11 protein-coding genes and 1 pseudogene are annotated in these 12219 nt (G+C 53.9%); 8 read left to right on the top strand and 4 right to left on the bottom strand.

Annotated features, from left to right (window positions below; genetic code table 11):
* Positions 1-68: 68 nt before the first annotated feature.
* The 3 genes from D3H35_RS05065 to D3H35_RS05055 all read right to left on the bottom strand — a co-directional run bounded on the left by D3H35_RS05065 (position 69) and on the right by D3H35_RS05055 (position 3099).
* A complete protein-coding gene (locus tag D3H35_RS05065; protein WP_119148037.1) occupies positions 69-1367 on the bottom strand; it encodes a stalk domain-containing protein in 1299 nt (432 codons plus the stop codon).
* A gap of 511 nt (positions 1368-1878) precedes the next feature.
* A complete protein-coding gene (locus D3H35_RS05060) occupies positions 1879-2448 on the bottom strand; it encodes a GNAT family N-acetyltransferase (RefSeq protein ID WP_119148036.1) in 570 nt (189 codons plus the stop codon).
* 33 nt (positions 2449-2481) lie between these two features.
* Positions 2482-3099, bottom strand: coding sequence for an HD domain-containing protein (locus D3H35_RS05055; RefSeq protein ID WP_119148035.1), 618 nt, complete (start codon positions 3097-3099; stop codon positions 2482-2484).
* 167 nt (positions 3100-3266) lie between these two features.
* Between D3H35_RS05055 and D3H35_RS05050 the strand changes: the two genes are divergently transcribed.
* Genes D3H35_RS05050 through D3H35_RS05040 form a run of 3 tightly spaced genes read left to right on the top strand, consistent with a single transcriptional unit; the run spans position 3267 to position 6999 of the window.
* Positions 3267-5057 (top strand): ABC transporter ATP-binding protein, encoded by a 1791-nt coding sequence (locus D3H35_RS05050; RefSeq protein ID WP_119148034.1) that lies wholly within the window; start codon positions 3267-3269, stop codon positions 5055-5057.
* A gap of 17 nt (positions 5058-5074) precedes the next feature.
* Complete coding sequence (locus tag D3H35_RS05045; protein WP_119148033.1) at positions 5075-5749, top strand: response regulator transcription factor; 675 nt, start codon at positions 5075-5077, stop codon at positions 5747-5749.
* Positions 5746-6999, top strand: a complete 1254-nt coding sequence (locus tag D3H35_RS05040) for a sensor histidine kinase (RefSeq protein WP_119148032.1) — start codon at positions 5746-5748, stop codon at positions 6997-6999. The genes D3H35_RS05045 and D3H35_RS05040 overlap by 4 nt, the downstream gene beginning before the upstream one ends.
* A 23-nt stretch (positions 7000-7022) precedes the next feature.
* Here D3H35_RS05040 and D3H35_RS05035 read toward each other — a convergent pair whose 3' ends face one another.
* Positions 7023-7373 (bottom strand): response regulator transcription factor, encoded by a 351-nt coding sequence (locus D3H35_RS05035; RefSeq protein WP_119148031.1) that lies wholly within the window; start codon positions 7371-7373, stop codon positions 7023-7025.
* Positions 7374-7514: 141 nt separating this feature from the next.
* Between D3H35_RS05035 and D3H35_RS05030 the strand changes: the two genes are divergently transcribed.
* The 5 genes and pseudogenes from D3H35_RS05030 (at position 7515) to D3H35_RS33985 (ending at position 12145) form a co-directional block, all read left to right on the top strand.
* Positions 7515-10430, top strand: coding sequence for an ATP-binding protein (locus D3H35_RS05030; protein ID WP_158593950.1), 2916 nt, complete (start codon positions 7515-7517; stop codon positions 10428-10430).
* Positions 10415-10891 (top strand): annotated as a pseudogene (locus tag D3H35_RS34625) (response regulator); the annotation flags it as partial. The gene D3H35_RS05030 and the pseudogene D3H35_RS34625, both read left to right, overlap by 16 nt.
* A gap of 68 nt (positions 10892-10959) precedes the next feature.
* The gene (locus tag D3H35_RS34620) at positions 10960-11361 is read left to right on the top strand and encodes an Hpt domain-containing protein (RefSeq protein WP_411675127.1); all 402 of its coding nucleotides are present in this window, start codon (positions 10960-10962) and stop codon (positions 11359-11361) included.
* Positions 11362-11429: 68 nt separating this feature from the next.
* A complete protein-coding gene (locus tag D3H35_RS05015; RefSeq protein ID WP_325050003.1) occupies positions 11430-11993 on the top strand; it encodes a response regulator transcription factor in 564 nt (187 codons plus the stop codon).
* Positions 11990-12145, top strand: a complete 156-nt coding sequence (locus tag D3H35_RS33985) for a winged helix-turn-helix domain-containing protein (RefSeq protein ID WP_325050002.1) — start codon at positions 11990-11992, stop codon at positions 12143-12145. The genes D3H35_RS05015 and D3H35_RS33985 overlap by 4 nt, the downstream gene beginning before the upstream one ends.
* Positions 12146-12219 lie beyond the last annotated feature (74 nt).

Genomic DNA, 12219 nt, shown 5'->3' with positions numbered 1-12219 from the left:
TCTATCCTCCCGTACGTTAACGATTAGAGTGACGTTTTCTACTGCGCAAGTCCCATTCTGCGTATTGACTAATTACCTTTCTTGGTCACCGAGGCGTTCATCGCTTCGGTCATGCCTTCTTTGCCGAAGTAACGAAGCGCCCAGAATGCCGCGCCTTTCAAATCGTAACGCTTAGCCAGACCCAGCTTGTCATCTAGCGTCGTCGGCGTTTCGCTGTTCAAGTTGATGCCCAGAAGCAGCTTTTGTTTGGGAACGCCGGCTTTGAGCATAAGAGCGATAGCGGCGTCAACCTTGGCATTTGGCTCGGGTGCGGTCGGAGCGCCCGGCGCTTTGTAATCGTAGGCCATCAGCACGAGGTCGTCGGCGAGCTCCGCCAATCTCTTGTAATCGTAACCTTTGTAGGAACCGTTGGGAGGCGGAACCGCCAGCGACAATTTGACCCCGTCTGTAGACAGTTTATCCGCAAGAAGGCTTACATAATCGTTCAAAAGCTTCTGCTGTCCCAACGGATCGAGCTTTAGCCCCAACCCTTCGAAATCGAGCACGACTCCTCCGAACCCTTTTTCCTTCACAAGCTTCGTAATCGAATCGATAGAACGCGTTCGCAGCTTCGCATCGCCCAGCATGCGGGTCAGCTCGTTATTGCCGTCGACGGAATAGACCATCAAATACGGAGCGGCCTTCGCCGCGGATGCGTCGGCGACGATCGATTCCGGCGTAATATCGCCGGCCGCTTCCGGCCAGTTATAATCGGCTCCGTCCAACACCCATTCGCCGTTCGAATCGATGCGGCTCCAGCCGAACGCGACCGAATTCATCGACGAGATAAGCCCTCGCTGCTTGAATGAGCCGAGCGCGTAAAACGAGCGCAAATGCATCTCCCGCTTCGGGGATACGATCGAGACGGTTCGCGTCTTGCTGTCCCAGCCTACGACGGCTCCGAACTGCGTGCTGAAAAAATTAAGCGGAATCAGGACGCGGCCTTCCCTCTTCACAGAAGCTGTAAGCAGCTTCATCGACTGGCCGTTCACGCTCGCGGTCGCGCTTCCGACTCGGAGCACGACTTTGACCGCTTTTCCGTTAACGGTTCCGGTTGCCGTCACGGTCTGGCTCTTTTCCTCCCATTGCACGTTAATTCCAAGCGCCTCGGCCAACGTCCGAAAAGGAACGATCGTTACGCTATTCTCGATTCGAGGCGCCGAGTCGAAGCCAAGTGCCACATCGTCCAATAGAACATTCACTTTGTTAACGACTGAGGCACTAGCCGCCGCGCTGGAGCCCGCGGCCTCCGAGGCGCCTTGCGGCACAGAAGCGCCGATGCTCAAACTAATTAATGCCGTTAAGGTTGCTTTTCCCCATTTGCCCATTCTCGCAGATCTCCTCATGATGTTGTAGATGTTAGCAGTCTACGAGAATTATACCAAACCTAGCACCCTATTAAGTTTAAAAAATGTTCAAAAAAAGATCCAGGTTTCCCCTGGACCTCGTGCCGATAGTTGATACACCTGGACCTCGCGTCGATTCGTTTACATAATTATTGTTATGTAATAAATGTGCGATTATCGTGGATGACACGGGACTCATAGCGCGATAATATCGTCTTATTCCCCTGCTTTGTTTGTTCAATTGGCAAATAAAGCGAAAAAACCACCTTATTCTGCGCATGATGGCCCGATTTTCGCAGATGGACGACCAATAAGACGAAATAATCACCTTATACTAACGAAAAACCGTTTTGCTTCAAAAATAGAACGAAAAAATCACTCTATTTCCGGTCCTCTCTGAGTGAAAGGGATAATAGTTTTGAACAATGCCAGCACGGAACGAAGCGGATTATGGTTGAGATGCAGCCAGAACTGAGCGAAAGGGATAATGGTATCAATCCTCTCCCCCGCCCTGTATCCGGCCTTGCGCCTCCCATTCCGAGCGAAGCAGTCCCATCTGAATAACATCCACGTATCGCCCGTTTTTGTACTGGCGCTCGCGAAGCCGTCCTTCTTCCTGGAAGCCGCACTTCCGGTAGCAGCTGCGCGCCCGGTCGTTGAAGTCGTACACTTCGAGCTCCAGACGGTTCAAGTTCATCTCCCGGAACGAGAAATCGATCAGAAGCAGCATCGCCTCGGTGCCGAAGCCTTGTCCCAAGTGCCGAACGGAGCCGATGACGACGCCGATTTTGCCGACCCGGTTTTTCCAGTCGACGCTGTCCAGATTAATCTGACCGATATAGCTTCCGTCCGCCGGATCGGCTATGACGAAGCCCAGGCAGTCGGACTTGCCTTCCACCATCGATTCCAGATATGCTTCCGTCGAATCCATCGCCTGGGGATACAGAAAAATATCCGACAGATGGCAGACGATTTCCGGATTGTTCACCCACGCCCGGATCGGCTCCAAGTCTTCTCGACGGTATTCCCTGAGTACGATTCGATCCCCGATCAAATGCGGCATCTAGCGACCGCCTCCTTCCTCATCGTTCCGAAGTTACTCCGCGGCCTCATCGTCCAGCAATAAGCCTAGAGCGACGGCCCGTTCCAGCATGTCCAGCGCAAAATGCCACAGCGGCTCCGATACGGTCCGAAGCGGGTCAAGACGGCGGATCACCTGCGCTCTTACGATCCCGTTTTTCTTCCAGCTCACGCCTCCCGTATAATAATTGTGAATGACCGGATGAAGTCGGTCCAGCGCAGCCGCGTATCGCGACTCGATCGTGACGCCGTCCTCGAACTCTCGCCACAGCGCGAGCCATTCGTCCCGTTGGTCGTCGGGAAGGATGCCGAACAGCCGTCTTGCCGCCGCATTTTCCCGCTCCTCCTTGTCTGCGTAGCCTTTGTCGTCGTAGGCGAACGTGTCGCCCGCATCGATCTCTACCAAATCATGCAGAAGCAACAGCTTAATCACACGATTCAAGTCGGGTGCGGGATCGCCCGCGTGCTCCAGCAGCGCCATCGCAATAACCGAGACGTGCCAGCTATGCTCGGCGGTATTTTCCCTTCGCGATCCATCCATTAAATAGCTGTGCCTGAGCACCGTTTTCAGCTTGTCGATTTCCGTTATGAACGCGATCTGCCGCGACAGCCGCTCGTTGCTCCATTGTTCCATGCTGGTTGTTCCCTCCGGCGCAATCTAGTCTTCTATTCAAACTTTTTTACATTGTACCATGCCGGGCGGCAGTCGTTCATATTCCGTTCATATCGATCGTTCATCATAGAGACCATCATTCGGCATAATGAAACCAATCAGCAAACGAACGGAAAGAGGTGCATGCGATGAACTCCAATTCAGAGAAAACCAGTCGACAGACGAGCCGAGGCGGCGATTGGAAGTCTTTTTTAGCGCTTATTCGCCGAGCGAAGCCAGCCTATTCAATGTTCGCTGTCGCCCTTGCGCTAAGCTTGATTAATACGGTCGTCAGTTTGTTGGTCCCTCTATTTACGAAGGATTTGGTCGACGGCTTTTCGCTCAACAGCTTGCAAGGCTTCCAAATCGCCCTTATTGCAGGAGCCTTTGTCGTACAGACCGTAGCCGGAGCTTTCTCGATCTATCTGTTCAACCAGTTCGGCCAACGGATTTTGCGCGGGCTGAGGGACTTGATTTGGAGCAAGCTTCTCGGTCTCCCCGTCTCCCACTACGATAAGAACGAGACCGGAGCGATGATCAGCAGAGTCACGAACGATACGAATGTGATCAAGCAAGTCGTCTCCGATCAGTTATCCGGATTCATTACGGGAATCATCTCGATTATCGGCTCCGTCGTCATTTTGCTCTCTTTGGATTGGCGAATGACGCTTGTGCTTCTGATCGCGGTTCCGCTCACGATGGCCATTCTGGTCCCGCTCGGCAAACGAATGTACACGATATCCAAAGGCATGCAAGAGGAGACGGCGAACTTTACCTCGGTGCTGCAGCAGGTCCTGTCCGAAATCCGCCTCGTCAAATCGTCCGGGTCCGAGCCGGTCGAATACAAGCGCGGCATATCCGGTATCGGGAACCTGTTCAAGCTCGGTATCCGCGAAGCGAAGATTCAGGCGCTCATAGCCCCGCTTATGGGCTTGGTCGTGATGATGCTGCTTGTCGTCGTCATCGGCTACGGAGGCCTGCGGGTATCGTCCGGCGCTCTTTCTGCGGGAGAGCTTGTAGCTTTCATTTTGTATTTGATCCAAATTATTATGCCTCTCGGTCAAATTACCGGCTTCCTCACTCAATTGCAAAAAGCGATGGGAGCATCCGATAATTTAATCGTAACGCTGGCATTGGAAGAAGAACGTTTTGATTCCGGACCGAGCGTCCCCTCCGTCGATAAACCAATCGTGCTGGACCATCTGACGTTCGAGTACGAAGGAACCGACGAAGCAGTGCTCAAGGGCGTCAGCTTCACGATTGCTCCCGGCAAGGTGACGGCTCTCGTCGGCCCGAGCGGAAGCGGAAAAACGACGCTGTTCTCTCTTCTCGAACGTTATTACGAGCCGACTTCGGGACGTATTCTGTACGGAGACGCTGATCCGATCGACAATTATTCGCTCTCGTCCTGGCGCAGCCAGATCGGCTATGTGTCCCAGGAAAGCCCCTTGATGGCGGGCACGATCAGAGAAAATATCACTTACGGCTTAAACCGCGAAGTCAGCGACGGACAATTGCGCGAGGTGGCGAGAATGGCTTACGCCGAAGGCTTCATCGACGAGCTCCCCCAAGGGTTCGATACGCAAGTGGGCGAACGGGGCATGAAGCTGTCCGGCGGACAACGGCAACGAATCGCGATCGCCCGCGCCCTGCTTCGCAATCCGCGCATTCTCATGCTCGACGAAGCGACCTCCAGTCTCGACAGCAAATCCGAGGTTGTCGTACAAGAAGCGCTAGACAATCTCATGCAAGGACGAACAACGCTCGTCATCGCCCACCGGCTGTCCACGGTCGTGGATGCCGACCAGCTCGTCTTCATGGACAAGGGAGTCGTTACCGGGCAAGGCACGCACGAGCAATTAGTCGCGACCCATGAGCTGTACCGCGAGTTCGCCGCCCAGCAGCTTCGCTATCGCGACCAATCGACAAGCTCTCAATAAGGGGTGGAACAACGGTTATGACTAAAATATTAATTGTGGACGACGATCCGCACATTCGCGAGCTGGTCGCCGTCTTCCTCGTTCGCGAAGGGTTCGAAGCGATAGCGGCCGAGAGCGGCGACGAGGCGCTCCGCCTGCTGGAAAACGCGCTGGCGGATTTGGTCATCCTCGATATTATGATGCCGGGGATGGACGGTTGGGAGCTTTGCCGCGAGCTGCGGAGGCTGTACGATATGCCGCTGCTCATGCTGACGGCCAAGGGAGAAACGGCTCAGAAGGTCAAAGGCTTCCAGCTTGGAACGGACGATTACATGGTGAAGCCGTTCGAGCCGATTGAGCTCATTGCGCGTGTAAAGGCGCTGCTCAAGCGTTACCGAATCGCCATATCGCAGCAAGTAACGGCGGGAGACTTGCAATTGGACCGGCAAACTTTTCAGGTGACGGCGAGCGAAGACAGGCTTACTCTTCCGCTGAAGGAATTCGAGCTGCTGTTCAAGCTTGCCAGCTACCCCGGCAAAACCTTTTCCCGCGAACAATTGATCGAACAAATATGGGGATACGATTACGAAGGGGATGAAAGAACCGTCGACGTTCATATCAAGCGGCTCCGCGAAAGGTTTCCGGAGGAACGAAGCGGCATTCGAATAACGACGATACGCGGTCTTGGCTATCGATTGGAGGCGCTTGAATGAGCCGGCGACGTTCGGGAGAAAGCTTGCTGAAGCGGTTTCGTGACAAGCGGGAGGCCCGCCGGGAGAGAATGCTGGCCTTTCAGGAGGAATATTTCCGCACGCAAATTAGAAACAAGGTCGAGGGCTCGAACGATAAAGTCCCCGCTCGGCCCAAAAGATGGTTGTTCTTCGGCCTTGCGATGGTATACGTCGTCATGCTGGCCAATTATTTGTTCGCGCAATGGCTAATGACGTTCGTCTACGACTATTGGTTTCCGGAGATGGGGCATACGATCGGACGGCAGCTGATTACCGTCGTGTTGATGCTGTTCATATTCGGGCTCATGATGACGCTCATCCGCGTCATTTTCGATCCCGGCCGTCATCAGCTGCATTTGTTCATCTCGATGATGGACGCGATGCGCCGCATGGCCAAAGGCGATTTTTCCGTTACGCTGGATTCGAATCCCCGCCATGGCGGCCAATTCGGCGTATTGATCAAGAGCTTCAACGAAATGGCCAGCGGACTTAGCAATATGGAAAAAGTGCGGCAGGAGTTCATATCGAACGTCTCTCACGAATTTCAATCTCCGCTCACCTCGATCGGCGGCTTTGCGCGCGCGCTTCAGAGCGAGGATTTGACGCCGGAAACGCGGCTTCATTACTTGCGCATTATCGAAACGGAATGCTCGCGGCTGTCGAAGCTGAGCGACAATCTTCTCAAGCTGACTTCGCTCGAATCCGATCATCATCCGTTCGAACCGAAATCGTTCCGTCTCGACCGGCAGCTTCGGCAAATCGTCCTCTCCATCGAGCCGATCTGGCGGGACAAAAAGCTCGAAATGGACGTCGACCTCCCGGCCGCGACGATTGAAGCGGACGAGGAGCTGCTTAGCCAGACGTGGATCAACCTGCTTCATAACGCCATTAAATTTACTCCCGAAGGCGGAACCGTACGGATTCGACTGACGGAGAACGAACGGCACCTTCGGATAGTCATTGAAGACACGGGAGTCGGAATCGCCGAACAATCGCTTCCCTACTTGTTCGACCGCTTTTACAAAGTCGACAAAGCGAGGAGCCGCGTGAACGGCGGCAGCGGGTTAGGGCTGTCGATCGTCAGAAAAATCGTCGAGCTTCACGGCGGCGAAGTGTCGGTGCACAGCCGTCCGATGGAAGGTGCCGCCTTCACAGTCGTCTTGCCGAAGCTCGCCTCCTCGCTACAGGCGCCGGTCCAGAAGCCGGGCGAAGCTCGCAGCCGGCTCACGTAGCCTCCCCTGTCCGTTCGCTTCGTTCATGCGTCCCATTCGCCAAGAGCGGGTCTCGATTCTGTCGAGACCCGCTTTTTTTCGATTGACTGCTGAATCATGAATCGGAGGAAGAGCGCCTGCAGCTCGCGGCTGGAGCGGGTCCTCGTCTTTCCCATCATGCATGCCAAATGATTTTTTATCGTTTTGACCGCGATATGGAGAATACCGGCCATGTCGTCGTTTTTAAATCCGTACAGGATGAGCAGCCGAAGCACGTCCCGTTCCCTGGGCGTCATGCCGTAACGAACGCCGAAATGGTAAATAGACGGCTCGAGCGTAAGCTCGGCCGACGATGCCGGTTTGACGGCAAGAGGGGTCGTTATACGGGTATCCATTTCATTATTCTCTCCACTCTGCAAAAGTTAGGGCTGTCGAATTGAGTCTATATTCGTTATGATAAAGGCGAGATGTTAGCGTTTTTGGCTATTATTTGTTTGTTTTGTATGAAGATGACCCTTACTACTTGGGAGGAAGCTATGTTTCGTTCCCTTCGATTCAAACTAATCGTCGTTCTTCTTGCCTTGCACGGGGTCTCTTTTTCGCTGATGGCTTATTTCAATTATCAAATGTCCACCAAAAAGCTAACCGACGAAATGGAACGCAACATGAAAGGGAATTTGACGACGGCGGCCCGCAACTTGGACGATTGGCTCAATCTCCGGCAAACGGAAGGCTCGCTTCTGGCCAGATCCGACAATATTCGCACCGGAACGACGGAGGACAAGCTCGCCTATTTGCGTCAGCTGACTTCCCGTACGATGGAATACGTACGAATTGGAATCGGCGACCGGACCGGTAAGATGAGGCTGACCGACGGCAGCACGATCGAGATGAACGGCATGTTCGCCTATCGCGCCGCATTGAACGGAGTTTCGAATATCGCCGATCCGCTCAAAAAATCCAAGCCCGACGAACCGAATTTGTTGTGGACGTTCGTTCCCATCTTCGATCTGTCCCGGCAAGTGAGCGGCGTTCTCGGCCTTGCCCTTGATTCGGATGCCGCGTTAAAGCAGCATCTCTATTTCGATTCGTTCGATTACAAGGATTTTACGATTACATTGCTCGACAGAAGCACGACGCTGCTGTACCACAGCAACGAACCGGATTTGATCGGCTACAACTACCACGCCAACACGCCCAATTCCAATGCGTTGTTCGACCTTATCCAGAAGCAAAATTACGGACACGGGGATCAATTCATCCGAGGCCGGGTGCAAAAGGTTTATTTTGCGCACGTTCCCAACACAAATTGGATTATTACGTATTCCGTGAACCGGGCGGAATTCATGCATCCTCTCCGCTCTTCGCTAAGCTGGACGTTGGCTCTGGTTGCGCTTACCGAGCTGCTGCTCGGCATTCTTCTTTTTGTCGCTTCCGATGTCATCATGATGAAGCGGCTGAAGCGAATTTTGTCCCAGACCGAGAAGGTCGCTTCCGGCGATTTGCAGCTCTCTCCGCTTCCGACGGGAAGCCGGGACGAACTGGGGGCCATTTCCGTATCCGTCAACCGGATGACAGAGAACTTGCGGGATTTGTTCGAACCGTTCAACACGTTTATTAAGCACAACGATTTCGCGATGCTCGTCGTGGACACTCGCTTCGTCATTACCTCCTTCAACGATAGAGCCGTTCAGCTGCTTGGCTATTCGGCCGCGGAAGTAATCGGCACGAGATCGCTTCTGCGATGGCACGACCCGGATCAGATCAAGGAACGGGCCAGGTCGTATTCCGAGAAGCTGGGCACGCATGTTCCAAACGACGAAAACGCCTTGTTCGTCTTGTCGCAGCGCGGCTATTTGCCGGAATGGGAATGGATATGGATCAATAGGGACGGCGCCCGCATCCCCGTCTCTCTTAACACAAGCATTATGAAAAACTCGGACGGCTCGACCAAGGGCTACGTCGTAATCGCCCGCGACGTAACGGAAATCAAGAGCGCCGCCGATACGAACGTGAGACTTCTCGAAATTTTGGAATCCGCTCACGACATGATCGCTTCCTTCGATTTTCGCGGCCGAATTTTCTACTTGAACCAGCAAGGCCGCAAATTCATGGATATTCTGGAATTGAACGAGCATACCGAATTGCTGAGCCGATACATGAACGTGACGACGACCTTCCAATTCGCCAATGGACTGAAGTCGGCGCGGGACAAAGGATTCTGGCAAGGAGAAGTCGAGATGGTGCGGGCGGACGGCCTGTCTTTCATGACTTCGATGATTGTCGTTGCCCATGCGCCTAAGGATGGCGGAGAGCCTTTCTTTTCGACTATCGTCCGGGATATTTCGGCGCAAAAGGAAATCGAACGCGAGATCGTTCATGCCAAGCACGCGGCCGACGAAGCGAATGAGGCGAAGAGCTCGTTCCTCGCCCGAATGAGCCACGAGATTCGCACGCCTCTGTCCGGAATCATCGGTCTGACCCAGCTGCTTCGCCGATCGGAGCTATCGGAGCTCCAGCATGAATATTTGGAGCAAATCGGGCTTTCTTCCCAAAGCCTCCTTCAAATGCTTAACGAAGTTCTCGATTTCTCCAAGCTGGAAGCCGACAAGTTGTCCATCGAAAAGGTTCCATTTTTGCCGGAGGAATCGCTGCAAAGGCTTACGGCAACCTTCGCCGTGCTGCTTGGTTCGAATCCGGTCGATTTCATCGTGAATGTCGATCCGAAGCTCCCCGCAGCTTGGATTGGGGATCCATCGCGGCTTGAACAGGTATTGCTTAATCTGGGCAGCAACGCCGTTAAATTTACGAAGCAAGGAGTTATCGAGCTGCGGATCGAGCCCGCGCCTTTTACTCAAGACAGCGGCAACAACGAAGAAGAAATCCGGGTGAGATTTACCGTCAGCGACACGGGAATCGGCATGACCGGGGAGCAAATAACGCGGCTGTTTCAGCCATTCGTTCAAGCGGATGACAAGACTAGCCGGAAATACGGCGGTACGGGTCTCGGGCTTGTCATATGTAAAGCCTTGATCGAAAATATGGGCGGCACGATTTCGGTTCACAGCGAGTACGGAGCCGGAAGCTCCTTTCCTTCGACCTTCCTTTTGGCTTGCCCGAAGGCGGTACGGCTTCGCAAGAGGCGGCTTCCAAGCCGCTCGGGCTCAAAGTGCTCGTGCTCGAGGACGACTCCCGAATGCTCAAACATTGGAGCAGCATGCTGGAATCGTTCGGATGCGAAGTCGCAACGTCCTTCCGTTGGAGAGATACCCTCTCCCTGTTGGAGAGCAGGTCTTGGGACGTCTTGTTTGTCGATATGGAAACCGGAGATATGCACGGAGAAGAAACGTGGATCGAGTGGAAACGGATCGCGGATTCGCGAGGCGTGCGCATCGTGTCGTTCACGTCGCTCCCGGGGCGCGACGCGCTGCTTCGCATGCCGGAATCACTGAAGCCCGCCGCCGTCATGATGATGCCTATCGCGCCCGGCCAGCTACGGAAATGCTTAGTTTCCTTGCAGCGGAACGACCATTGGAACGGTCAAAGAAAGCTTCGGGACGCTTTGGACGCCGTTCAATTCCAGGGACTTGTTCTGGTCGTCGACGATCAGCCTGTTAACCGGCTCGTTGCCGGCGAGCTTTTGTCGCAATACGGCCTTCAGGCATTAACCGCAGAAAGCGGTGCTCAGGCCATCGAGATGGTCAAGCTCCATCCGTTCTCGCTAATTTTAATGGACTTGCACATGCCTGAAATGGACGGATTGGAGACGACGATGCGAATTAGATCCGACGAGAACAGCCGCAACGTACCGATTGTCGCGCTGACCGCGGATACGATGCCCGAGCAACGCAGCCGGTGCCTGATAGCGGGCATGAACGAGGTTCTGCTGAAACCAATCATGCCTGATCGGCTGCTCGAAGTGCTCTATCGCTGGCTGCCACCGCCTTTGTCCGCGCAGCCGCAAATAGCTGCTGGAACGGAGTGGCTCCCCCGGACGTCCCGGGATTGGACGCGAGGACGGCGCTCCGACGGCTCGATGGCAAATGGCCGCTGTACGTTAAGCTTCTGCATACTTTCCGCGAGCAGTATGCCGATTGCGCCGAACGGCTGCGCAAGCAGCTTGAAGCTAGCGATTATGCAGGCTCCGTTAAGCTGCTTCATTCCTTGCGCGGAGCAGCTGGCCATCTCGGTGCTTTCGAACTGCAGCATACGGCAACTCTTCTGGAGCAAGCCGTCGAAGAGCATCCGAACGAGCCGGATGCGGCACTGCTCCGTTTGTTCGAGGACCAGCTGAATACTCTTGTTTGTTCCATTCAGGAGCTTCCATTGGAAATCGAATTTGACAAAAAAGATGTTAGACGTACACAATCCGACACGATATAATGAATTAACGTAGAAAATGTTAGTAAAATGTGTGTTTTCTTAACAATTAACCGAGAGGATGATTTTGTTTGACTAGAGTCCTCGTGGTAGAAGACGATCACATTATCGGGGAAATGTTAACCCTCTATCTTTCGGAGGAAGGGTTTACCATTATGCGCGCAGAGACGGCCGCCGATGGCCTGAAAGCCGTCTCCGACTTTCAGCCTGAAGTCATTCTGCTCGATCTGATGCTTCCCGACGCAGAAGGAACGGAGATTTGCGCCCGGTTCCGCCAGCATACTCCTTTGCCGATCATTGTCATATCCATGAAGTCCGCCGTCGCCGATCGCATTCAGGCCATCAGCGCGGGAGCCGACGATTATTTGTGCAAGCCGTTCAGCATGCAGGAACTCAAAGTAAGAATAGGCGCCGTGCTACGCCGCACTTACGCCTCGGCTTCGCCCCATTATCAGGCGACCGCTCCGTCCTCCCCGCCTTCTGCTGCGATAGCCGTCCAAGCCGGTCTTGCTCTCGACTTGGAGCGCCGGACGATCGTTCTTGAAGGCAAGCACATTGAGACCACATTTTCCGAATACGAGATTATGAAGCTGTTCTACCAATATCCGGCAAGGTGTTCAGTCGGGAAGAATTGATCAACGCCGTAAGAGGGATCGACTCCTTCGTTAACGATCGCGCCATCGATGTGCACGTCACGAATTTACGCCGCAAGATCGAGAACAACCCGAAGGAGCCGCAATACATAAAGACGGTATGGGGCGTTGGCTATAAGTTTATCAAGCAGTAAGAAGGACTCCCCAGGGAGTCTCTTTTTTTCAATTTACCGGGAACTTTCCTAATGATTATGACTCATAATTGGAA

The sequence above is a fragment of the Cohnella faecalis genome (assembly GCF_003570905.1).
Lineage (GTDB): Bacteria > Bacillota > Bacilli > Paenibacillales > Paenibacillaceae > Cohnella > Cohnella faecalis.
This window is presented reverse-complemented; position numbering and strand designations above follow the sequence as displayed.